Source organism: Tenacibaculum profundi, from assembly GCF_052050075.1.
Taxonomy (GTDB): domain Bacteria; phylum Bacteroidota; class Bacteroidia; order Flavobacteriales; family Flavobacteriaceae; genus Polaribacter.
Genome location: NZ_CP197225.1, coordinates 976,488 through 1,001,940, shown reverse-complemented (window position 1 = coordinate 1,001,940; position 25,453 = coordinate 976,488). Strand labels below are relative to the sequence as shown.

19 protein-coding genes are annotated in these 25,453 nt (G+C 29.0%); 17 read left to right on the top strand and 2 right to left on the bottom strand.

Features of this window, described 5'->3' with window-relative positions; genetic code table 11:
• The first annotated feature begins 22 nt into the window (after positions 1–22).
• From ACSIGE_RS04035 to ACSIGE_RS04025, 3 genes are all read left to right on the top strand, one after another.
• Positions 23–1,141 (top strand): DEAD/DEAH box helicase, encoded by a 1,119-nt coding sequence (locus ACSIGE_RS04035; RefSeq protein ID WP_440881508.1) that lies wholly within the window; start codon positions 23–25, stop codon positions 1,139–1,141.
• A gap of 1 nt (position 1,142) precedes the next feature.
• Positions 1,143–1,772, top strand: coding sequence for a trimeric intracellular cation channel family protein (locus tag ACSIGE_RS04030; protein ID WP_440881507.1), 630 nt, complete (start codon positions 1,143–1,145; stop codon positions 1,770–1,772).
• 128 nt (positions 1,773–1,900) lie between these two features.
• Positions 1,901–4,966, top strand: a complete 3,066-nt coding sequence (locus tag ACSIGE_RS04025; protein WP_440881506.1) for a glycosyl hydrolase family 18 protein — start codon at positions 1,901–1,903, stop codon at positions 4,964–4,966.
• A 310-nt stretch (positions 4,967–5,276) separates the two neighbouring features.
• Here ACSIGE_RS04025 and ACSIGE_RS04020 read toward each other — a convergent pair whose 3' ends face one another.
• Entirely contained in the window at positions 5,277–6,488 is a 1,212-nt protein-coding gene (locus ACSIGE_RS04020; RefSeq protein WP_440881505.1) for an RsmB/NOP family class I SAM-dependent RNA methyltransferase, read from the bottom strand.
• A 608-nt stretch (positions 6,489–7,096) separates the two neighbouring features.
• Between ACSIGE_RS04020 and ACSIGE_RS04015 the strand changes: the two genes are divergently transcribed.
• The 8 genes from ACSIGE_RS04015 (at position 7,097) to ACSIGE_RS03980 (ending at position 18,628) form a co-directional block, all read left to right on the top strand.
• Positions 7,097–7,306 (top strand): hypothetical protein, encoded by a 210-nt coding sequence (locus ACSIGE_RS04015; protein WP_440881504.1) that lies wholly within the window; start codon positions 7,097–7,099, stop codon positions 7,304–7,306.
• A 386-nt stretch (positions 7,307–7,692) separates the two neighbouring features.
• The gene (locus tag ACSIGE_RS04010; RefSeq protein WP_440881503.1) at positions 7,693–7,983 is read left to right on the top strand and encodes a hypothetical protein; all 291 of its coding nucleotides are present in this window, start codon (positions 7,693–7,695) and stop codon (positions 7,981–7,983) included.
• 259 nt (positions 7,984–8,242) lie between these two features.
• Positions 8,243–10,360: an ATP-dependent DNA helicase RecG gene (gene recG, locus ACSIGE_RS04005; protein WP_440881502.1), complete on the top strand. Its 2,118-nt coding sequence runs from the start codon at positions 8,243–8,245 to the stop codon at positions 10,358–10,360.
• A gap of 1,180 nt (positions 10,361–11,540) precedes the next feature.
• Entirely contained in the window at positions 11,541–12,266 is a 726-nt protein-coding gene (locus ACSIGE_RS04000; protein ID WP_440881501.1) for a helix-turn-helix domain-containing protein, read from the top strand.
• A gap of 104 nt (positions 12,267–12,370) precedes the next feature.
• Entirely contained in the window at positions 12,371–13,012 is a 642-nt protein-coding gene (locus tag ACSIGE_RS03995) for a peroxiredoxin family protein (RefSeq protein ID WP_440881500.1), read from the top strand.
• 178 nt (positions 13,013–13,190) lie between these two features.
• Positions 13,191–14,468 carry an N-acetylmuramoyl-L-alanine amidase gene (locus ACSIGE_RS03990; protein WP_440881499.1) on the top strand — a complete coding sequence of 426 codons (1,278 nt, stop codon included), beginning with the start codon at positions 13,191–13,193 and terminating at the stop codon, positions 14,466–14,468.
• Positions 14,469–15,887: 1,419 nt separating this feature from the next.
• Positions 15,888–17,297 carry a hypothetical protein gene (locus ACSIGE_RS03985; RefSeq protein ID WP_440881498.1) on the top strand — a complete coding sequence of 470 codons (1,410 nt, stop codon included), beginning with the start codon at positions 15,888–15,890 and terminating at the stop codon, positions 17,295–17,297.
• 74 nt (positions 17,298–17,371) lie between these two features.
• The gene (locus ACSIGE_RS03980) at positions 17,372–18,628 is read left to right on the top strand and encodes a hypothetical protein (RefSeq protein WP_440881497.1); all 1,257 of its coding nucleotides are present in this window, start codon (positions 17,372–17,374) and stop codon (positions 18,626–18,628) included.
• A 231-nt stretch (positions 18,629–18,859) separates the two neighbouring features.
• On the opposite strand, the gene ACSIGE_RS03975 is transcribed toward ACSIGE_RS03980, so the two are convergent.
• The gene (locus tag ACSIGE_RS03975; RefSeq protein WP_440881496.1) at positions 18,860–19,027 is read right to left on the bottom strand and encodes a hypothetical protein; all 168 of its coding nucleotides are present in this window, start codon (positions 19,025–19,027) and stop codon (positions 18,860–18,862) included.
• Between the two features lie 298 nt (positions 19,028–19,325).
• On the opposite strand from ACSIGE_RS03975, the gene ACSIGE_RS03970 reads away from it, so the two are divergent.
• From ACSIGE_RS03970 to ACSIGE_RS03945, 6 genes are all read left to right on the top strand, one after another.
• Entirely contained in the window at positions 19,326–19,901 is a 576-nt protein-coding gene (locus ACSIGE_RS03970; RefSeq protein ID WP_440881495.1) for a hypothetical protein, read from the top strand.
• Positions 19,902–20,486: 585 nt separating this feature from the next.
• Positions 20,487–20,885 (top strand): GlcG/HbpS family heme-binding protein, encoded by a 399-nt coding sequence (locus ACSIGE_RS03965; RefSeq protein ID WP_440881494.1) that lies wholly within the window; start codon positions 20,487–20,489, stop codon positions 20,883–20,885.
• An 85-nt stretch (positions 20,886–20,970) separates the two neighbouring features.
• On the top strand, positions 20,971–21,474 hold the full coding sequence (locus ACSIGE_RS03960) for a hypothetical protein (RefSeq protein ID WP_440881493.1): 504 nt from the start codon (positions 20,971–20,973) through the stop codon (positions 21,472–21,474).
• Between the two features lie 15 nt (positions 21,475–21,489).
• Positions 21,490–22,131, top strand: a complete 642-nt coding sequence (locus tag ACSIGE_RS03955; protein WP_440881492.1) for an MIP/aquaporin family protein — start codon at positions 21,490–21,492, stop codon at positions 22,129–22,131.
• A gap of 2 nt (positions 22,132–22,133) precedes the next feature.
• Positions 22,134–23,132, top strand: coding sequence for an NADP-dependent oxidoreductase (locus tag ACSIGE_RS03950; RefSeq protein WP_440881491.1), 999 nt, complete (start codon positions 22,134–22,136; stop codon positions 23,130–23,132).
• Positions 23,133–23,301: 169 nt separating this feature from the next.
• The gene (locus ACSIGE_RS03945; protein ID WP_440881490.1) at positions 23,302–24,447 is read left to right on the top strand and encodes a hypothetical protein; all 1,146 of its coding nucleotides are present in this window, start codon (positions 23,302–23,304) and stop codon (positions 24,445–24,447) included.
• Positions 24,448–25,453 lie beyond the last annotated feature (1,006 nt).

Below are 25,453 nucleotides of genomic sequence, written 5' to 3'. Positions count from 1 at the left end.
TTGTTTACTTAAATAAAAAGGGATGATGACATTCAGAGAACTAGGAGTAAGAAAAGATTACATAAAAGGATTACATGAATTGGGTATTAAAAAGCCAACTCAGGTTCAAAAAGAATCGATACCTTATTTGTTAGGCAATAACTCTGATTTTATAGGTTTGGCAGAAACAGGGACAGGAAAAACAGCTGCTTATGGGATCCCTGTGCTACATAAGATAGATACTTCAAAGGATACTATTCAAGCTTTGATTTTGTCTCCAACACGAGAATTAGTTCAACAAATAAAAAAACAATTGTTTAAGTTTACTAAATATGCAGATGATAAAATATTTTTAGAGGCTGTTTATGGTGGAGAAAAGATTGAACGTCAGATAAAAAATCTAAAGCGAACTACACATATTGTCGTAGCCACTCCAGGTAGGCTTATCGATCTAATAGAAAGGGGTAGTGTCAATTTAAAAGATATAGGGACTTTAATTTTAGATGAAGCAGATGAAATGTTAAGCATGGGCTTTAAAGAAGAATTAAATCGTGTTTTAAAGTATACTTCAGGAAAAAGAAAGACATGGTTATTTTCGGCTACAATGCCTCCAGAGATTAGAAATATAGTTAAGAAATATATGACTGCTTCTACTAAACAAATTGAAGTGAATAAGAATTTATATGTGAATAAAAATATAACACATCAATTTATTGAAACCACGATTCCTGAAAAGGTTAAATTAATAGTGAGATTTTTAGAGAAAAAATCTTTTAGTAGAGGGATAATATTTTCTAGAACCAAAGCAGGCGCACAAAAGTTAGCCAAAGAATTGAGGGAAGAAGGATTTTCAGTAGAAGCATTGGAAGGAAATATGCAACAAAAAGAAAGGGATAAAGTGATGAGATCCTTTAAGAATAAAAATCTACAAGTTTTGGTTTCAACAGACGTTGCAGCAAGGGGAATTGATGTGAAAAACTTAAGCTATGTTATCCATCATCAGTTGCCAGAGAAGAATGAGTATTACACGCACAGAAGTGGAAGAACAGCAAGAGCAGGAGAAATAGGGGTTTCTTTGGTTTTAGTTCTTAAAAATGAAAAAGAACGGTTGCTAGAATTAGAAAGGTCTCTAAAAATAAAAATTACTGAAATTTCTATTTAAGATGAATGTAATTTACATCCTTGACATTTGTGGAACATTCGCTTTTGCTATTAGTGGAGCTCTGGTTGCAATAAAAAAGGAGTTTGACGTCTTTGGAGTAATTATTATAGCTTTTGTAACTGCAGTGGGAGGTGGTATGTTAAGAGATGTTCTGATAAATGCTCATCCTATAAATTGGATTGGAGATATAAATTACATTTGGATTATCTTTTCAGCAGTTATATTTACGTTTTTATTTAAATCAAAGATTTCACCGTTACGTAAAACAATGTTTTTATTTGATACAATTGGAATTAGCGTTTTTACTTTATTAGGATTAGAAAAAGGATTAGCTCATAATTTACATCCATTTTTAGCACTTGTGATGGGAATGGTTTCAGCTGTTTTTGGAGGTGTTATAAGAGATGTGCTTACAAGAAAAATTCCATTAATTTTTAAAAAGGAAATTTATGCTTCGGCTTGCTTATCAGGAGGGCTGATATATCTTTTGCTTGATACAATTCATATAAATGATGATATTCAGTTTATTATATCTGCCCTTGTTATTATGATAATCCGAACTGTAGCAGTCATCAAAAAGTATGAATTACCAAAGATTAAAGATGATTTATTCTCTTACTTTAGAAAGTGATTTATTTATTTTTGTAGATATTTTATTCTTTTCAATTTGTTTTAAGTTGTTTATATAGTGTTGTTTGTCGATTTTTTTTTAAAGGTTATTTTATAATTAAGAATTTTCAAGAAATTTAATTATATATTATGAAACCCTTATCACAAACACGAAAAAAAGTGTTTTTTGCACTTCTTTTCTTAATAACCTGTTCATATGCGCAGGTGAATACTGGTGGAAATGCTACTAAAGCTAACCATCAGAAACAAATTATTGGTTACATTACAAATTGGGATGCTTGGAAAAATAATAAAGCAGGTGTGCCTGGAGCTGGTGCTCTTACTCATTTGAATATTGATTATTCGAAATACACAATTTTAAATTATTCTTTTTTTGGAGTAGCAAAAGATGGATCCTTACATAGTGGAGATCATAGAAACAAAAACATCCATAAAAAAGGAGTTTCTCAAGAACCAAATGATATCTTTTTTACAGATATTTATAGTAGTTGGGATCTTCATATTTTATTTGGAGAAATTGAGCCCTTGCAATACATAAACGAAGATGCTAAAAAAAGAGCCGAAGCACAGGGGTTTGAAGTAGAGGTTAATGGGAGATCATGGAAACAACCTACTTGGGGATTATCTGGAAACTTACCTTTGCCTCTTCATAAAGAAACTGGTGCACCAGGTTTACTGGAATTAGCACATAAAAATGGAGTTAAAGTAATGGCTTCAATAGGTGGATGGAGTATGTGTAAACATTTTCCAGAAATGGCTGCTGATCCTGTTAAAAAAGAAAAATTCATTGAAGATTGTAAAAAATTAATAGCGACTGGTTTTGACGGTATCGATCTTGATTGGGAATACCCAGGACCTTATTCTGGAATGAATTTTACTGGTACAGAAGCTGATTTTCAGAATTTTGTTAATCTTGTTGATGATATTAGAAGCGCAATAGGTCCAGATAAACTAATAACTTCGGCAATGTCAGCTGATCCAAGAAAGTTAGAAGGGTTCAATTGGAATCGCCTATCAAAATCAATGGACTATTTCAACATGATGACTTACGATTTTAATGGAGGATGGTCAAATAAAGCGGGTCACAATGCACCTGTTTATAGTTATACCGATGCAGAAGTTCCATTTTTTAATTGGCAATCAACCTTAAAAAAGTTAAACGAGTTAGGGGTTCCAAATAGTAAAATTTGTTTTGGAGCTCCTTTCTACGGAAGAGGAGTGGTGACGGAAGGAACTGCAATGTTAAATTCTAAAACAGTAAAACGCTCAGAAACAGTTCAACCAGACGGGCCTATATCAACATCAGCAGATTATACAAATTGGAAGAAAGAGGTGTATGATGGAACTCCGAATTACTTTTTTATCAAACAAAAAGCGTTAACGCCCAATAGTGGATGGACAAGAAAGTGGGATGATGAAGCAAAAGTACCTTATTTAGTAAAAGGCAATTTCTTTTTAAGTTATGATGATGAAGAATCAATCGGTATTAAAGCTCAATTCATTAATGATAATTCATTAGGAGGAACAATTGTCTGGACAGTATACGGAGATCTAGAATTTGGAGGTTCTGTTACATCATACGGAAGTAAACTGAAAAAATGGTCCAATGTAAAATCTCCATTAGTTAATAAAATAAACGAGGTTTTTGCAAACGGTAACGGAGGAGGTAATATGGCTCCAACTGTAAATATTACAGAGCCCATAAATAATACAACTTTTGAAACAGGTAAGAAAATTGAAATTAAAGTAAATGCATCCGATAGAGATGGAACCATAGCAAAGGTAGAGTTTTTTAACGGTCAAAATAAGTTGGGCGAAGACACTAGTAAGCCATATTCATATACTATTTCAAATGCAAAGTCAGGAAACTATAATTTAACAGCAAAGGCGACAGATAATAAAGGATTATCAACTGTTTCTAAGGTAGTAAAAGTAACAGTTAAAGATGAGGGGCAAAATACAGCACCTGAGGTATCAATAATAACTCCAAATGGCGGAGATTCATTTGTTGAAGGATCAACAATGGTAATTGAAGCCAAAGCATCAGATGTTGATGGAAGTATTGAAAAAGTAGAGTTTTTTCGGGATGGTAAGAAATTAGGTGAAGTAACGCAATTACCTTACAAATTTACAGTTAGCGATTTGAATGTAGGAAACTATACTTTAACAGTAAAAGCAACCGATAATGAAGGGGCAACAACTACATCAAAAACAGTTGAAGTAGAGGTTGTTAAAGATATAACAGATTCATGTAGCCAATATCCAGAGTGGTCATCTCAAGTTCCATACTCCGCAAAATCAGATGTCAAGCATAATAACATCCATTATAGAAGTAAATGGTGGTCAAGAAATCAAAATCCAGCGAATAATTCTGGACAGTGGCAAGTTTGGGAAAAAATAGGACCATGTGATGGAGGTGGAGCTAATACTACAAACAAGCCTCCAAAAGTACAAATAGACTCACCAATTGCAGGAACAGACTTAATTAAAGGAGTAACAATATCTATAAAAGCTAGTGCCTCAGATACTGATGGGAATGTTGTAAATGTAGAATTTTTTAACGGGACAAATAAATTGGGAGAAGATGCCTCTGAGCCTTACACATATGATCTTGTAAACGTTTTAGAAGGGGAGTATTCTTTAACAGTTAAAGCTACTGATAATAAAGGAGCTTCAACGGTTTCTAAGAATGTGAAAGTAGTAGTAAAATCTAATTCAACAGTAAATGATTGTATTGGAATTACTAAATACGTAGCAGGTACTACTTATAGAAATAAAGAAGAAGTTCAGAATAAAGGAACAAAGTATAACTGTAAAATAGCAGGGTGGTGTTCGTCATCATCTGCATGGGCTTATGAACCAGGAGTTGGAATGCATTGGCAGCATGCTTGGACAAAAGTAGAGCAATGTTCATCATCTTTAGTGTCAGGGAAGAAATTGACAATTTTGGAGAATCCTGTAACCAATCAATTAACGTTATTAAATGTTTTGAATGTTAGTACTAGGTCTAGACTTGAAGTTCAAGATGCTGAGGTTTATATTTATGATCCTGCAGGAAATCCTGTTGAATTCAATTTTGAAGCTGATAATAACAATATAAACTGTAATGTTAGCTCTTTAAAAAAGGGACCATACGTGTGTGTTGTTTACTACAATAAACAGAAATATACAGGTAAATTTGTAAAAACTAAATAATAACCTGAGTTTATATTATAAAAATATTCTATTTAGCATATGTTAAATAGAATATTTTTATTTTAACATAAGCAATAAAAAAAACTTAAATAGTTGTTATAGATGTGAAAAACAAATTAAAAACTGTAACAAGATTAGAATTAAATCGTTTACAAATTGATTACTTAACATGAAAGGTTAGTAATTATATAGTTTTTAGTAGTTGATAAAAAAGGCTTAAAAGTAATACTCTTTTAAGCCTTTTTGATATTTTAAAGTTAAGACTGTACTGTATAACGATGTGTCTTTAAAAAAACAGAACTATATAACATTAGTTTTTTTCAAGTAAAGCCATATAAAATCCATCATATCCAGATAAGTGTGATAAAACCTTTTTATCACTAATAAAAGAAAAGTCTTTTCCTTCATCTGAAGCTAAAAATAATTCAATTTGTTGCTGGTTTTCTGATGGTAATACAGAGCATGTAGCATATACAAGTTTACCTCCTTGCTTTACCATTTTTGAATAGCTAACTAATACCTCTTGTTGTATACCTCTAATACGATCTAAAAAAGAAGGTTCAAGTTTCCATTTACTATCAGGATTTCTTCGGATAACACCTAATCCTGAACATGGAGCATCAATTAACACCCTGTCAGCCTTGCCATAAAGTTTCTTAATTACCTTAGTTGAATCAATGACTTTTGTATCTATATTATGTACACCGTTTCTTCTTGCACGCACTTTTAGTTTTTTCAGCTTACTCTCATAAATATCCATAGCTATAATTTGCCCCTTGTTTTGCATTAAAGAAGCTAGATGTAATGTTTTTCCACCAGCACCAGCACAAGTATCAATAACTTTCATACCTGGTTGAACATCTAGGTAGGTTGCTACTAGCTGAGACGAAGCATCTTGAACTTCGAAATATCCTTTTTTGAAAGCCTCCGTTTTAAAAACATTGGCACGTTCTTTTAATTTTAAAGCATCATCATACCCTTTAATAGAAACGGCATTGATATTTTCAGTTGCTAGAACCTTTTGAAGTTTATCTTTGGTAATATTAAGAGTATTGGTTCTTAAAATAACTTCTGCTTGTTTGTTTAGAGCGGAAATCTCTTTCGTCCAAACATCTTCTCCTAATTCCTGTAATCCGATTTCGTCAATCCAATCAGGAATTGATTCACGATATTTCCTAATTTTAGATAGCTCATCAAATCGACCTTTGATTCTTCTATTAGGGGTAGGTTCTATTTGATTCCAATCTGGCAACTGTATACCTCGCAACACACACCAAACAGCAAACATACGCCATAAATCAGGCCTAGAAAACGGCTCTTTTACATTAGCTATTTCAGCATATAAACGTTTCCAACGAACAATATCATAGATCGTTTCTGCTACAAACTTTCTATCTCTAGCTCCCCATCGTTTATCTCTTTTTAAAGCCAACTCTACCGCTTTATCAGCATAAACATGTTCATTAAAAATATCGCGTAAACTGTCAATAACCGCGAAAACTAAGTTTCTATGTAATCTCATCGAGTTAATTTAATTTGCAAAGATAGTTGATTTTAGCCGTTTATCATGTCTTACTTTTAAAGGATCTATGATCCGACCCAAAGTGAAAAAAAAGGAAAATATGCGATTAATCTGCTTACCGATAATTCAATTTTTCAAATATTTATAGTCTTTTTATAAGTGCGTTTTTGTTTTTTGGGTAGAAATGGTATTTATAAAAAAGAAAAAAGAGCTGTGTTTAATAATTTTAACCGTTGTCTAAAACCAAGTGTAATTAATAATTACTTTGGAAAGTGAATTTTTAAAAATCAACCTAATAATCTTTAATTACATCTGATGAAAATTTGCAATATACCATAAATAAAATATTGCTAGCAGTATGAAAAAAAACATATTTTTATGGTTTTAACGCACTCACTTTTTAAAGTAAATGTTTGTTCTTGCGATATACCGAAACCAGTAATTGAATTAAAATTAGTTGATTATAGTTTTTGAAGAAAATGTAATTTTGACCTATACTGTACTTTTGATATTACACAGTACTACAAAAAAAGTTACAATTCAAAAGCAGTAGCGTTCCAATTTCAATCTTAACTTCTCAGTAGCTCATGATGGTTTAAGATACATAGATGATTGATTCTATTTTTAATTTAGCTAAGTATAAAAATATTAAAAGCAGAAAATTTAAAATAGATTTTGAAAAAGATGTTTTACCTATTATTCAAAAATTGAATTTATGGGAGAAAACATATATTTTAGGAACTAAAATACTTCTAAGAACTAGAATTTTTTTACAGTTTTATGAAGAATCAAAGGAAGTCAAAGTTAATTATCAATAACACAATTGGCAATAATTTATAATTCAATTACAGCGTAATTTGATATGCTTGAATCTATGTAAGATATAAAAAACCATATTTAATTTTAAAAAGATTGCTAATTTATTTTTTGTTAGGGGGCTAATTGTAAGTCTACTTTCAATAAATACCATATTCATTTTGAGACATAATCCACTGGCGTGCTCAAGCTTTATTGAGAATTCTTATATTCTTTCTTTACATAATTACTAAATAAACTTTCAAATAAAACTACTCTTATTTGCTGAAATTAGACCATATTTCCGATCTATGATTTATTTACTAACTTTATTGTTTAATCTGCAAGACTAATCATAAACAGAGTATTAGGTACAATGATAATGATTGGGGTGCAAAAACAGAAAACTATGAAATTATTCAAATCTCTATTTGTTGTTATAATTATTTGTTTTTTTGCAGTTTCATGCGACAAAGAAAACAGTAAGTCAGATAGTTTTGAAATTAAAGGAATAATTCAAAAGCAGGTTATAACTACTTATCAATATGGAACGCATGTTATATCCGGATATGCTTTAAGAAGCAATGCTGTAAATTTAGATAACTATATCAATCAAAATGTAACTGTTGTAGGGTATAAGATTGACGGATATCCAATTGATGGAGGACCTGACTTCATTGAAGTAGAAAAAGTAGAGTAAAGTACTTATCACTAACTAATAAGTAATTTTAATAATTTTATGTTGAAGATTTAAATAAACAAGATTTTTTTAATACTCTTAACTTTGAATTCTTCAAAAAAGCTAAACCTCCTACCCAGACCAATATTTTTTTAGCGAGATGAGTTGATTATTTATCTTAATTTAAATTATAATGAAACAAACATTTATATTTGAAAAGGATGTTTGCTAGATAAGAAGTCCATAAATTAACAAACAGTAGTATAGAATATAACTTAAAATGAACTTAAATAGTCCAGTTACCTACATAAAGGGAGTAAGTGTGGCCAGAGCTGAATTACTATATTCGGAATTGGGCATAAAATCGTGCAGAGATTTATTACATTTTTTTCCATTTCGTTACGTAGATAAAACGCAGTTTTATACAATTAATCAATTGCAGCAGAACACTTCAGAAGTTCAGGTAGTAGGGAAAATTACAGGAATTAAAACGGTTAAGCAAAAACGAGGAAGTAGGTTGGTAGCTGTTTTTTCAGATGCAACAGGAACAATAGAGCTAATTTGGTTTAAAGGAGCCAAGTGGATTCAAGATAATTTAAAAGTAAATGTTCCGTATGTTATTTATGGAAAGTTAAATTGGTATAATGGAAAAGCGAGCATGCCTCATCCAGAGATGGAAACAGTACAGGCATATAAAAATAAGGTGCAAATGGCTATGCAACCGGTATATCCTTCAACTGAAAAGTTAACTAATAAAGGGATTACGAATAAAGTTGTTAGAGGAATAATAATGAATCTTTTTCAGCAGTTTTTTAATACTATTGAAGAGAGTTTACCTCAATACTTAATAGAGGAACATCAGTTAATTGCAAAAAAGGAATCTCTTCTCAATATTCACTTTCCTAAAAGTCAAGAATTACTAGCTAAAGCTCAATATCGTTTGAAGTTTGAGGAATTATTTTTTATTCAATTGCAATTACTTCAAAAAAAGCTTATTCGGAAATCAAAATTAAAAGGGTTTGTTTTTGGTGAAGTTGGTAATGAGTTTAAGGATTTTTACGAGAATCATTTACCATTTAGTTTAACCAATGCTCAGAAGAGAGTATTAAAGGAAATTAGAAAAGATATTGGCTCTGGAACACATATGAATAGATTATTACAGGGAGACGTAGGTTCAGGAAAAACTATTGTCGCTTTACTTACAATGCTGCTGGCAATTGATAACGGATATCAAGCAACAATAATGGCTCCTACTGAAATTTTAGCCATACAACATTATAATGGAATAGCAACACTTCTCGAAAATACAAGTATTAAAGTTGACTTATTAACAGGATCAACTAAAACAAAAAAGAGAAGAGAAATTCATAAAGGTTTAGAGGAAGGAAGTTTGCATATTCTTATTGGTACTCATGCTATTTTAGAGGATAAAGTACGATTTAATAATTTAGGAATAGCTATTATTGATGAACAGCATCGATTTGGCGTAGAACAACGATCTCGTTTGTGGAAAAAAGGTAGACAAGATGACGGAAAAGCATTGGTACCTCCACACATATTAGTGATGACAGCAACTCCAATTCCAAGAACTTTAGCAATGTCTGTGTACGGTGACTTGGATGTTTCAGTAATAGATGAATTGCCTCCAGGAAGAAAAGAAATAAAAACAGTTCATAGGTATGATAGCCATAGACTAGGCGTATTTAAATTTTTAAAAGATGAAATAAAAAAGGGAAGACAAGTATATGTAGTATATCCATTAATTCAAGAATCAGAAGCAATGGACTATAAAGACTTAATGGATGGCTATGAAAGTATAGCAAGAGAATTTCCTAGTCCTGATTATCAGATAAGTATCGTTCATGGACAAATGAAAGCGGTTGATAAAGATTTTGAAATGGAACGTTTCGTAAACGGAGAAACTCAAATTATGGTGGCAACTACTGTTATTGAGGTAGGAGTTAATGTTCCTAATGCTTCTGTAATGGTAATAGAAAGTTCTGAGCGTTTTGGTTTAAGTCAGTTACATCAGTTGCGAGGTAGAGTGGGACGAGGTGCCGAGCAAAGCTATTGTATTTTATTATCAAGCTACAAATTATCTTCTGATGGTAAAACTAGGCTAAAAACAATGGTGGATACATCTGACGGATTTAAAATAGCTGAGGTAGATTTAAAGCTGCGTGGACCTGGTAATATTATGGGAACACAACAAAGTGGTGTTCTTAATTTAAAAATAGCGGATGTTGTAAAAGATTCTCAAATACTTCATAAAGCTAGACATATGGCTATTGAAACAATTAATGATGATCCAGCTTTAGCAAAATCAAGAAATGAGATTTTAAATAAAGTGATTTCAGGGCTTCGAAAAAACATGGGAATCTGGAGTAATATAAGTTAACTTTAATTTGTTATTTTGTTTAATAATAGATGGTTATGTGTAGTTGGTAGGTAGGTGAAAAAATCAAATAACTAGATGCTTTACTACTAATAAACCAGTCTTAAATTAGTTATAATAGTTAAAAAATGTATTCAAAAAAATCCCGCTCAAAATATGAGCGAGAAAAAATGCATTTAATAAGAAAAAACTTAGTTCGTTCTCTAAGTTATTCAAAATTCTTAAAATTTATTTAAGTATGAAATAGGTAATATCCCTAAATCGGATTGTATAAAAAACATCATGAATAGGGAGTATTGAGTGTTTAATTTTAGTCAATTTTAAATTAAAATATATTTTTTTTATTTAACTAGAATAGTTAACGGGAGAAAAATGCTTTATGATGCAAAGGGAAGTTTACCTAGACTATTAAACGGTATCAGAATAACGAGTAAATAAAAACTGCGCATTAAACTTGTTCAAAATGTAGTTAGAAGTTTGGTTAACACGCAGTGATATTTATACCAACTTTAACTTGTCTGCATAGTCCCCTGAGACAAGCTATTAGCTTTTTCAAAGCTATAAAAAATGAAATAAAAAATAAATAAAATAGTTAAAAATTAATATTTAAATAATCTCCTAAACTTATAGCAAGAAAAAAATATTAATCTATTTTCAGTATCAAAACTGTATTATTTAAAGCCAAACTAAGTAGACTAATTTAATAATATCTTAAGCAAGATTATTTCCTTAAAACAATTGTAAAAACTATTCTTTTCTTTAAAAAAAAATACAGTATTTAATTATTAAAAAATTAAGTGTTTCATATTTTAACATTAAGAACTTTAAATTATATTCAATTTTGTTTTAGATTAGTAAAAAAATAAATTTAAAGTTAATATTAATGATCAAATTTATTACCAGCAGTATATTTATGTTTAATCTAAGTATAAATATTTTGATAAATAATCGTTGTTATGAAAATTAGAACAGAATATGACTATTTCAAGTTTAAATTAAAAAGCTAAGAATCTGTATTTATCAATTATATTTCGCAACTAAAATATATAGACAGTTAGTAATTATTAAAAAAGAATATTTCTATAGGCGTATTAAAAATTAGTTTTTATGAAATTAAATTGTCTATAAATAGTTATTCTGTTTTAAACTACTTAATCTTTTTTACTCCAAATAATTTATTTAAATGATTTTTCCTATTATAAATAATACAATTATTACCCCTGATATTTTAAATGTTTGTGTTCTTTTAAGTGGAAGTATAACCATTAAGAATCATAAAGAAAATATAGTTATGTGTTCAAATAGTTTCTTTTTTTTTAATAGAGGCTTTGAAATTATAGCAAGTTCTCCTTTTGTAGATGGTTTTATATTAAAAATAGATAGCGATTTTTTAATGGATTTTTCGGATTTAAAAGAGCAAGCAAAGAAGATAGAGTATATTCATGATTTTATAAAAATTAAAAATATTGAAAACAAGAGAAGATTATTTCATTCAATCTTAAAAATATCAGACAACACAAAACTTAAGAAAAGCTTTTTACACATTTTATGGAATGAATTGTTTGATGATTTTTTTTCTAGAAATGAAAAAAAATCAATTGTAGTACAGTTTTCTGAATTAATAGATCAGCATATCCAGCAAAATTTATGTGCAGGGGCTTATTCAAAAATATTAGGAATTCCATTAAAAGTATTGATCAAAGAGGTGAGAAAAAGTGAAAATAAAACCCCCTGTCATTTTATTACAGAAAAAGTAATTGAAAAAGCAAAATATAAACTGTTAAATACAGACGACTCAAGTAAAATGATTGCTTATTATTTGGGGTTTAATGATCCTTATTATTTTATTAAATATTTTAAAAAAAGTACAGATTTGACACCGACTCAATATAGAAAACGCACAAAATAAATAGTTTTAAAAAAAGAATATATTCCATCTTTTCATTTTTTATTTCATTTTTTATAAATGAATAGTATTTCATATTTGTATTCATAATTTAATTTATTCATAATATGAAATTATCAGATAAACTAGCACAAAAAAAACAGGCTACAATACAAAATATTTCCAATGAAAAATGGGAGATTATGGAAAAAAGCACCAATTCTTTGAAAGAAGCTAAACTAAGTGAAAATGCTGTCAAAAAAGGGGATTTATTTCCAGACTTTAATCTTGTTAACATAAATAATAAATGTGTTAAAATTAGTGATTTCAAATATGAGTATTTAGTGATTTCTTTTTATAGGGGAGGGTGGTGCCCATACTGTAATATGGAATTAAAAGCTCTCCAAAGTATACTACCTGAATTAAAAAAGCACAATACTGAGTTGATTGCTATTTCTCCTGAAAAACCAGATAACTCTTTAACGACGACAGAAAAAAATGAATTGTCATTTACTGTTTTAAGCGATGTAGATAATAAATATGCTAAATTATTAGGGTTGGTTTTTCAAATGCCCGAAGATTTAAGAAAATTATACCATTCGTTCGATATATATGTTGATATGCATAATGGAAATAAAGACTATGAATTACCAATGCCAGCTACTTATATAATAAATAAACAAAAAGAAGTTGTATATAGTTTTATACCTGAAGATTACACAGAAAGATTAGATCCAGAGAAAATTCTCAGAATAATAAAAAATGTCTAAATCTTCTTACTTGTAAAGAGGTATTATTGTAATAGCATCCTTTAATATTTAAGAATATTTATGCATCGAAATAAGACTATTCGTTAAACTAAAAGTATTCTATTTTTATTAGTAAAAATAGAAAGGTGTTTACTTACTTTTGTCCGTTAACAAAGAAAATTATATTGGACTAAGAATTATGAATACACACCTAAATTGGATTAAACAAATTATTATTTTTTGTTTGATAGGAATACAAGCTTACGCGCAAAACACAAGTGATGAAATATTATCTAGGGAATTTTATTTAAAAAAAGCGAAGAAATATCTTTTAAAAGATTCTTTAGATCATTATCATCAGCTTGAATTTAAAGTAGAAGGGGTATTCTTTTTTAAAGATTCTGTAAATAAACAAGAAAATAATTTTGATTATTTTATTTCTTGGAAAGATTTAAAGAATTTAAAAAAAGATATTGAAAATCAACCTTATGATTCGGTCTATAACGCATTCATAAGAAATAAGAAATATGTTTCCTTAGGAAAAAATAACATTAATAAAAGTATTTCAAGAAAACGAATTAAAATAGCAATTAGCCCCGGACATTTAGCGACCAATTTTATGGAGGCTAAATATGAAGAAAAGTATATTGAATTTGATAACGGTAAAATAAAGTTTTATGAGTCTGATTTAGCTTTGAGGACAGCACTAATTCTTAAAGATAAATTATTGAAAGAAGGGTTTGATGTTTTTTTAACAAGATCAGACAAAAAGCCTGATATTTGGAATTTAGGTTTTGATAAATGGAAAAAAGAAAAGTTTGAACTAACTTTAAAAGAGCAACTTGAGCTAGGTGAGCTTAACGATAATCAAGCAGAATGGTTTAAAAATGAGGCTACAGATCAGCAAATTTTTAAATACTTATATGCTAAATTCGAATTGCGTAAGAGAGCAGAAATGATTAATGAATTTGATCCAGATTTGACAATTGCAATACACTACAATGTAGATGAAAAGAATAAAGACTGGAAAAAGAGTACTAATAAAAATTTTATGATGACTTTTGTCCCTGGTTCTTTTTTGACAAACGAGTTAAAAAAACCGATAGATCAACTCAATTTTTTGAAACTATTGGCAACAGATAACATTAAAAAATCAATTCAATTATCAAAAGAGTTTATCACTTTTTTTCGCAAGATGTCGTGTATTCCAATAGCAACTGCTAATGATGCTGATTACTTAAGTAAATTTTGTGTTGTAACTGAAGAAAAAGGTGTTTTTTCAAGAAATTTAGCCATGACACGATTGGTAAATTCTCCTATACTTTATGGAGAACCGCTTTATCAAGATAATAAAAAGGTTTCAAGATCTTTAAATTTACATAATCCTGACAGAAAAAATAAAAAAAGAACCTCTAAGTATTTGAAAAAAGTGGCTGATTCATATTATAAATCAGTATTAAGTTATTTAAGAAAGTAGTAGAAACAAATTTAGAGCAATAAGTTAAACTAAAATAGAAAAGTATCTTCTCGAAAGAAAGATGCTTTTTTAGTTTTTGAATAAGTTTAAAAGGAAGAAATGTTGTAAAAATTATTCAATTAAATATTACAATAAATGTTTTTTAATGGATTTAATTTATTAATAAAGAGGAGGCTATTATTAAAACTGCGCATTAACTTCTTTCATGAAGTTGTGGGCTATAGATAGTAGAAAGTTTGGTCAATACGCAGAATCTAAATAAAGTATAAATTTAAATAAAAATAATTTAAAAATAACTTAGGGGAAATACTGAATGTTATATCGGTGTTTTTACTAGTTAAAGTTTTGATAGAAAAAAAAGAATGGTTTTGAATTAATGTCAAAAAATGAAATTTAGCGTCGTATTACTTAATCTATGTTAGTGTGAATATTCGTTAGTATAAAGTGTATTTTATACTGATAATTATAAGCGTAATACATAATTTTAGCAGGTTTTAAGTGAAGTTTAAACTTCTTTTGATAATATGTTTTTCTATTTTTATTATCGAAGACCAAATCCTTTCTAAATATTTATGTTATTTCTTTTCTAAAGGTTTGCATTAAGATTCTTAATACACTCGTGTAATTACTTATTCAAATAAATATAGCTCTAAAAGGAACGAGTTTTTCAATTATTATTCTTAGTTGTCTACTAGTGTTAAAACTTTTTTTAGTTTCCAAAAGGCGCAACTACTTTTCACGAATATCAAAAATTATTCTGACCTATTAACAAATCATTTTAGGAAAAATAGCATATAAAATTAAAATACTTTTGTTAGATAATACTTTGTATTAGAGTTTTTTTGTTGTAGACTATTTAACTTTAAAATACTAGTTTTTTCTCAAATAGTTAAGAGATTTCTGTATTAAAAATTTTGGAAGTTGAACCGAAAATATTCATAATATTGTATGTTGTTGAACTGCTTGAACTTTTTATCAATGTTTGGTTTTTACTAATGATTAAATATTAATAAATAATGGTAAAAAAAGAACCTAACGTGTTTTCTTAATAAAAAAACATTACATTTGGCTTCTACGAAAATACTTATATTCCATTTTGTCGGGTATATATAATTATTTACAGTTTTTTAATGATTAATTCCGAGTTTCAAAATTTTGTTACTCTAAAGGATATACTTTTCATTCTCTTAGGCTTTTGTTATAAAAAGTTTGAATGAGAGTATTCTTTTTAGGATCATATAAAAATAATTTTATCAGATAATTTTTTTTATCAAATTCTAAGTATTAATAATACTTGCTTATTTGACTTAATAGACTCTGGTAAAGTATAAATAAAGGTAGAGCTGATAAACTACTATAATAACAGGGTGTATTCCTGAAAAACCAAACGAGTAAGGATTAATTCAAAACTAAATATTTATGACACAAGATGAAGAAAAGGAAGTACTTAAAGCACTTTACGATAGGATATTTGATGTTATTACTTATCAACCCGCAGGAGGAGAAAACCCTTTTACAGAAACTGAAACTTTTATTCATTTTTCAAAAAACTCAGCGGTTAATCCAAAATCTTTTTTAAATCCAAGAACTCCTTCAAATCCAACAGGAGACTTAAAAGCTTCCGAAGAGTTTTCTCGTATGGTTGACGTAGTTTCACCTTTATCATTGGAGTGGCAAAATTCAGGAGATAGACTTTCTGAAAATTACTCAAATATTGTGAATTCAGCAAATGTGACAACGGAGCAAGATGAGAAACAAGTAGCTATGTATAACAAAGCATACGATTATTTACGACCAGAGAAAACAGAAAAAAACCCTTTTACAGATGAAGAAATAACATCAAGAAGTGATTCTAAGGATTATGTTGATTATGAGGCTAATATGGAAGAGTACGTTTCTGCAATATCTATGTATCGTGGAGCCTATAATCTATATTTAGATGACTTAGAGTCAAAAGACCAAGAAGTTAGCTCAAAAGCAGATCGAGATTGGCAAGCAAAAGCACCAATGCTTGAAAATGAAATAAAAAAAGCTTTTAGAAAATTGTCATCAGGGAACGCAAAGTTTGTTAAACAAGCCCTAGATATTCTAAACACAACTATAAATGATGGTATTCGTGCCGCTATAAGTGTTGCTAAGGAGTCTATTCAAGAGGATCGTAAATTTAGTTCTTCTTTAGGGTTTGATAATAAATGGTTGTTGAGTTATCCTTCGCCTTCAAATTGGAATGAAGAAGGAGCGCTAAATTTTACAGAGTTTAAGTTGAGTGGCGGTAATACGAATATACGTTCTAAATCTACAGAACATAAATTTGGTCTTGATGTCAATGTAAATTATGGATTGTGGAATGTAAAAACAGGCGTAGGAGGAGAGTTTAAGAATTCAAATAGTTCAACAGATAAGGACAGTTTAGAGATTACAGCTAAGTTTGCTAAAGTAGATATCAAAAGGCCATGGTTCTCTGAGTCATTGTTTAGACTTGGAAGCTGGTCTACGAAATTAGTTGAAAAGCATGGTATTTCTAATGGACAAATTGATTCAAGTAATAAAGGGAATTATTTACCGATGTACCCAGTATCCTTTATAGTTGCCAAGGATATCTCTATAAAAGCAGATTTTTCACACGAGGAAGAAGAGCATATTTCACAGTCTGTAAATGGAAGTGTTTCAGTTGGATATGGACCTTTTTCAGTTGGAGGAAATTATGGATTTGGTTCAACAGAAGATAATTTTTCATCAGATTATCAAAACGGTGAAATACGAGTGCCTGGTTTACAGATTATTGGATGGGTTAGTAGGGTTATTCCTGCTTCACCGCAAGAAGGCTAGTTAAACGTAAAATTTAAATACTGTAGAAAAACATTTTCTACAGTATTTTTTATGACTTTACAAAACAATAAATTATGAATATACATGAGGCTTTTGCGAGTGCTTTGGGTAAAAGTGATTTGAAATCAAGGAGTAGTATAGGTTCCAGAAGTGACTTAAAAGTGAACGCTGATACAGAGAAACAAATTGTTCAATTGAATTCTGTTCCTGTTACAATTGACGCAAATTTGTATAAAAATGCCAGAAGCAATACGAAACCTTTGGGTGATATAGGTGCTTTATTTAATTTTAGTCAATTAGTTGACCCGGTTCCTAGAATAGGTAAATCTTATGCAGCAAGTACTTCTTCATCAGAAAAATTATACGGTCATATTTTAAAAAGTGCGACAATAATTTCTAATAACGATTTTGCGAGGTCTGTTATTAGTGAGTCTCGCGAAGACTATAATCTAAAAGCTTTTTCTGATAGAGATGGAACACCAGGGCAATGGAGGCCTGTATATGCTATTCCAGAAGATTGGCACTCAGCTAATGATAATCGTTTTAAAAGTTTAATAATTGACCCATCCAGTAGCATCGCAAATACTATATTTCAATCAGTTCCTGGTACCCATGATTTAGATTTTATACTAGAGGGTGGTCAAAGAAAAAAAATGCACCCTGATTCAAAAATCAACTCTGTGGAGATGAAATATATGCAAGTTGAACTAGATAGGCCTTGGTATAATCCACTACTTTTTCAATTGGATGGATGGTATCTTTCAAACGAATCAAAAGGGTACTGCTCTTCTGGTGAGCTACAAGATAACAAAGGGGTCTTTCCCTTGATCCCTACTAGTATGATTATTGCCAAAAGAATTAATGTAAATGCAACATGGGCAGAGGAGGATCAAGAGATTATTAACGGTTATAAAGAATTAGGAAAGCCTTTATATCTTGGACCTTTTCAAATTTCAGAAACAATTGATGATACACTTAAAATTATTGGTTGGATCAGTGAGGTTATTCCGTTTTCACCAAAAATTTCTAAACCAGTAGAAACATCAATTAAGGTAAATAATAAAGGAGCATATGTGTCAAGATTTACTGTTACTTGGAATGTAAATGGCGTCTTAGAAAAGGGAATTTCTGGAAATTTTCCTGTGCTAGCAAATAAAGAAATTTCAGTTCCAGCATTTGCATCAGACATAAAGATAAGTATTGAAATTATGACTCTTCCTTTGCCTGAAATATGGTCTACAGTTAAAACAATTCAGTTAGAAAAGCCTGAGTCCGTCGAGTATGAATTATCTGGCACCACTTTTTCTCCAGTACTTGATCAAATAAAGTAATGGTAAAATTAGAACTCTTTAGTTCGTTATATTATTTAATAAATTATCACTGATAATTTTCAAACAAAAATTAATGCCCATACCTCTTTGATGTTTATAAGTAACATTAAAATATATAGTTATTAAGAAACACCTTCATTAAATAAGGTGTTTCTTAATTTTAAAAGGTTTAGATAAAATAACTTTTATAATATATTTTTAAATGTAATAAAGAGCAATTAAAATTTCTATTTATTGATTGCAAGGAGGATCTTCATTACATGGATAAGTCGTTGTTTGAATATCAGTAATTGATAAGTTTTCCGGATTGGTATGAACATTAGTACAATTACAAAGATCTTCATCTTTAGTACAGCTAACCAATAAGAATAGAATTAATACTAAAATTAATTTTGGCATTTTGAATAATTTTAATTTGTCTAAGATAAAATTTTCAAAAACTAACTTAACCTAATAAAAGTATAATTTTTTAGATTGATAAATAATCATTCAGAACTTACTCAGTACCTATAATATTAACGAAATATAAATTACTATCCTATAGGGTAATGTTTATTTTTCTTTAAATAAACCATGTAGTTTTATAGTTATTTTTTTTCGTTTAAAGTTAAATTTTGAAGGTAAGTTTATATAAAGTATTTATATTTGAATGTTATGGGTAATTAAATAAATAATATTATAATTTAATAATTTAATTATGGGAAATGACACTTTAATAATAATTGAATACGGAATAGGTGCCTTATTGTGTATTATAGCTGGTTTTTTTGCTTTAAAAATAGGAAAAGATTTATACATGAGCGGAGCAGGTATTTCTGAAGAAGGAAGCTCAATCGAAGTTAAGGGAGTAAAAGCACAGATGAAAACGGTAGGCTCTGTTGTAATGTTAACTTCAGTAGCCTGGGGTTTTTTAGGAATGCAAATTTTTCCCGATTATAAAAGAAACAAAGATGGAATTATTTTGGGAAGTCCAGCGCCTAAAATGGCATCTAGTAATGATTTTGCTCCTGAAAAGTTAACTGAATTAAAAAGCATGTATTTAGAAGGGGTGCAAAGAGATTCTGTTTCAACATTCAAGACATGGAAAGTTTTAGCAGAGCATGAGGTTCCTCAAGCAAAAGCAATCATCAGTTACGCATATAAAAATGGAGTAGGTGTTGAAAAGAATATTGATTCAAGTAAATTTTGGACTCGAAAACTTCAAGGAAAAAAGGCAGAGCAACTTAACGAAAAAAATATAAAAAAAACTTTTGTAAGTGTTCCAAAAAAGTAAATAAAATAATTGATGTAGAATGTTTTGAACAAAAAAATAAAATAATTTCAGTATTTTAATATTCAAGATTATTGTAAAACCAGATATGTTTTTATAAAGATATAGATTAAAACTGAAGTATTACTGTGGTTAAATTTTCTTTTTTCTGAATTGGAAAGCCAAAAAGAGCACTCATTCTATTATTTCAAATTAAAAATCATTTTTAGAAGTCACGATACAAAAGTGACTTTTATTTTTTTACTGATAATAGAATATTAAATTTAGTGATAGTGTAAATTTGAAATTTATTTAGACATTTTAATTTAAGAAGTAGCGAGACAAAAACTGCGCATTAATTCACTTCATAGTGTAGTTAGAAATTTGGTTAATACGCAGTGACTACAAACATACACGATGTAATATAATTAATAAAAATGAAAATAGCTAGTTAATAATTAGAAAATTCATTTAAGTGTCAAATTCACTGTCTTTTGACTTATTTTATTTGACCTTTTTTCATAAGCTGTTGAACTGTTTTAGTAATTGTAAAAGAGCTTCTCTGTTTTACTTTTGTAGTGAATAAAAAACAATTTTAAAACAGAAATTATGAATATTACGTTAGCAGATGCAGAGAAGATTATTTTAGCAGCAAAAGAAAAGTCTCTAGAAATTAACACTAAAATGAATATAGCAATTGTTGATTCTGGAGCAAACCTTGTAGCTTTTAGCCGTATGGATGGAGCTTGGTTAGGTTCTCTAGATATTTCTATAAAAAAGGCTAAAACAGCTCGGTTTTTTGATATGAGTACAGGCACAATAGGAGAGTTATCTCAGCCAGGTAGACCTTTATTCAATATAGAGCATTCAAACAATGGGTTGATTACATTCCCAGGAGGTTTACCGATAAAAAATGAGTCAGGGGAGGTAATTGGAGCCATTGGAGTTAGTGGAAGTACAGTAGAAAATGATCATATTGTTGCGGAAGCAGGTGCTTCAAAGATTTAATAAAATAAAAGATAAAAAATAAAATAAAATAAAAGATAAAAAATAAAAGGTAATTCAGGTTACCTTTTATTCTCTTGTAATTAAAATGAAGTCAATATTTATTACATTATTTTCATTGAGTATAACGTTTTCATTGTTTTCTCAAGATAAAAATCAGAAAAAATATCCAAATATTAATGGTTTTATAGGTACTGCAATTCCTATTCTATCCTTATCAAACGATGGTTTGTTATCAAATTTTGATAAATCAACTACATTAGCGTTTCCTTTTGGACTTAACTTAAACAAGTCTAAAAAATTTTCTTATTCAGTTGAATTAGATCCTATCATTACTTTCAAAAAAGAAGGCTCTTCACTAACCAATTTAGCAATCTTACCTGGAATTTTATTTCATACAGAGTATTTTACTTATGGTATAAGAGCTGCATTTGAAATTAATGGACGTTATGGGGCAAGTTTTTCTTTATTAAGAAATATTTTTAAAGGAAACGGTTTTGATATTGTCATTGGTTTACCTCTAGATTTAAGATTTGGAAATAGTTTACCATCTAGTGCAGGAACAGGATTAATTGTGGTAGTAGTAATATAAAAATTGAAAATTAAAATGAATAAATATATTTCAGAATGTATAGGAACATTCGCGCTTGTTTTTTGTGGTACAGGAACAATAATTGTTAATGAGCAATACGGAGCTAATTTAGGTTTGTTTGGGATTGCCTCAGCTTTTGGATTAATTGTTTGTGCTATGATTTATATTTTTGGAAGTTTTTCGGGAGCACATATAAATCCCTCTGTAACGATAGCTTTGGCCGTAGGAAAATTAATTTCAAAAAAGAAAGCATTATTTTATATTATTGCCCAGTTAACAGGAGCCTTTTTAGCTAGCGGTGTGTTAACATGTATATTCTCTAAGAATACAACATTAGGAGCTACAATTCCATCAGGGGATTTACTTTTATCATTTGTTTTAGAGTTTATTTTAACATTTTTCTTGATGTTAACAATATTAGGAGTAACATCGAAAAAAGAATATTCTAGTGTTGCAGGGCTTATAATAGGTTTAGTAGTTACGGGTATAATCCTAATGGCAGGGCCAATTTCAGGAGGGGCATTTAATCCAGCGAGAAGTTTAGCGCCAGCCTTTTTTTCTGGAAATATGAGTGCTATTTGGATTTATATTACAGCACCAACATTAGGAGCAATTTTAGCAATGTTAACCTGGAAAGGATTAAATAAAATTAATTAATAATGAAAGCAGTGCAATTTAAAACTTATGGAGAAGTAACAAAAAGTGTTGTTATTAACGAAGTAGATAAGCCTATTATTAAAGAAGATGAAGTATTAATTGAAGTTTATGCTTCAAGTGTAAATCCATTAGATTTAAAGGTCTTGGAAGGTACTATGAAAGACCTAATTAAGCTTAAATTACCTTCAACTTTAGGATATGACGTTAGTGGTGTTATTATAGAGAAAGGAAAAAATGTTATTGATTTTAAAGTAGGTGACGAGGTATACTCAAAAGTAATTAAACAAGGGACTTTTTCAGAATTTGTTGCTGTAAAACAGTCTATTGTAGGGTTGAAACCTAAAAATATAACATTTGAAGAAGCTGCGAGCTTACCTTTGGTTGGTTTAACAGCCATACAGTCTTTGAAAAAAGGAAAGTTAAAAAAGGGAGAAAAGATTTTAATTCATGCTGGTTCTGGAGGAGTAGGATCTTTTGCAATTCAGTATGCCAAATTGCTTGGAGCTTATGTATATACAACTACAAGTACAAAAAATATAAAATGGGTAAAAGAACTAGGAGCGGATATAGTTATTGATTATCGTAAAGAGAATTATAGAGAAAAAGTGAAAGACGTTGACGTAGTTTTAGATACACTTGGAAATAGATATACAGAAGAAGCCTTTGATGTGGTCAAAGTGGGAGGCAAAGTAATAACACTTGTTGGTCCTGTTGATAAAGAAACAGCAAAAAACATGAAACTTGGTATGTTGATTCGATTATATTTAGCATGGAAAAGAAGAAAGATAACTAAACAAATTAAAATTAAATCAGCTTATTACAGCTTAGTGCTTATGAGAGCTAAAGTGGCGGAACTAAATGAAATTAAAGATTTAGTTGAATCAGAAAAAATAAAAGTAATAATCGATAGGGTATTTGAATTAAAAGATAGTTTAAAAGCACTTCTTTATGTTAAAAAAGGACATACTAAAGGAAAAGTAGTGATTAATTTTAAATCATAAAAAAATAATAAAGTAAATATTTATTAGCAATAAAAGCTAAAGGAACCTCGTTAATCATCAATTCCTCTTTAAAATTTTTTTACTAATTGAATAATATTGATTGTTTAAAAAAAGGCAAGTTATTTCTAAAAAAACTTTTTAGAGAAGGAATTTCAAAATAGTAAGATTAATGATTAATAATATTTACTCGATGAATGAGCAATGGTCCAAAGAAAAAGCTAAATTTTTTATGATGACTAAACAAGCTAATTTGTTAAATCAAAATATAGCAAATGCATCAATTTGGTATAATACTTTGTTTTCTAAAGGTTTAAATCCAGGTGATGAAAATTATAATTTTGACCAAGAAAGAGTTCTTCTTGAGCAGCAAGCAATGTTAAAGAAGCACTTTTTAGCAATGGCTGTTTTGGGAGTTCAAGGTGGGGAACAGTTTAATAAAATAAAGAAAAAAGAAAATTATCAACCTATTGAAAATTTTAAACAAGAAGGTGTTTCAGCAAATCTCGCTACTTTGGCTTCCATAGGGGGACGATTTAATTATCGTTCAAAAGATGGGTCAGCTAATGAATTTAATACTTTTTTAATGGGAACCGATGATTTAGATACACTAAGAAGTTATGAAAATACATTTGGGGGTAATTTACCTACAACTTATATGGGAGCTTATAAACGAATAGGGACGCATTCTGAATCTTTTGATGGAGGAGAAATTATAGAGTTAGATAGAGCTTTAGGAGGAGTAGATGCTACAGGAATTGATATTCCTATTGGAGGTATCGGTCAAAGTTTATTCGATATTAAGGGAAGACCTGTTGTTACTGGATATCAAGGAGTTTCTTTTGCCGACCGAAGAAGTAATACACTAGGTGATAAACAGAAAAAATATCAAACAGGACATGTTTTTCATCGATTTGCATCGAGTAAGGATGGATTAAGAGCTCAAATTCTAATTTCATTTGAAGCCAGTGCTCCTAACATGGATAATATTTTTGGAGGGTCGCACAAGGTATTTGCAACGATCAATAAAAAAATTTTTGGAGGAATTTCTAAAAGAACATTAACAGGTCAAGATAAAAGACATAAATTAGGAATGCCTAATAAGATTGGTGGCATTAAAGCTGATATAACTAAACAAAAAGTAGAAATTCTTAAAAAAATATATTCATTACTAGATTCTTTTAAAAAGTCTAGTAATATAAATTTTAACCAATTAGAAAAAAAATATTATCAGCGTATTTTAATTTCAGAAACAGTTTATGAACGCAATAATATTTTCAATGAACTATTAGAAAAGAAATTGGTAGAACATAGTTAATGAATTAATTGTTTGTTGTAAAATTAAATTAAATAACACTATTTTAAGTTTGAAATAACCCAAATTAAGCGGTTCTTTTTATTTGAGAATATAAAAAAACGTAACCATAGATATTATTTAATTATGATTTTAAATACAAAATAGTGTTATGTTGACTTATTTAATGCTTTTATAAAGGTTAGATTAATTTTTATATAAATACTAATTTTAAAAGAAGATGGCTTTATTGAGAAACTTGAATACAATTATATTAAATATAAATAACAATAAACCTATTCTATTCTTTTCTAATTAATTGTTGTGTAACTAATTATAAAATTTATTCTAAATAAGTAATTGATATAGTAAAGGCAAGAAAATTAATTTAAAAACTGCGCATTAATCTATTCTTTTGTAGTTATAAGTTTGGTTAATACGCAGAGTATTTAAATCAATATAAAACTCTAATTATCCATTAAGACGGTTAACTAGTACTTAGCAAATGTAGTAATTTTTTTGATAAAAAAGAAATTAGTTTTTTGAAAGAATATACCCATAACGAAAAAAAGACTATCTTAATGACAGTCTTTATTCCCTGATTGTTTTGAAACAATCATCCCTTTTAATTCCCTTGACACAAAATTATATAGATTTTAAATATTTTCATAGATTTAATCATAGTTATATGTTATGTTGTAATAAAAAAAACAAATTGTTGATAATTGTATTATTTTATTTTTTTCGTATTGATAATTTATTTTTTGAATCGTTTTATTGGTATTTGTTTAGTATTAGAGGAGAGGGGAAGGAATTATAAAAATTCGTTAAGATGAAATTAGGCGTGTATAATCTTGTTAATTACTAAGAATATTAAAAGTAGCTTTAAAATATTTTGATTACAAAACTGCTTATGTTGTTGAAATTTAAATATATATACTAAGTAGTTTATGTAAAAAAAGATCCCAAAGAAGGTTAAGAAAAATAAAAAACAACTTTATTATACATTTAACAGATAAATGTTTCTAAT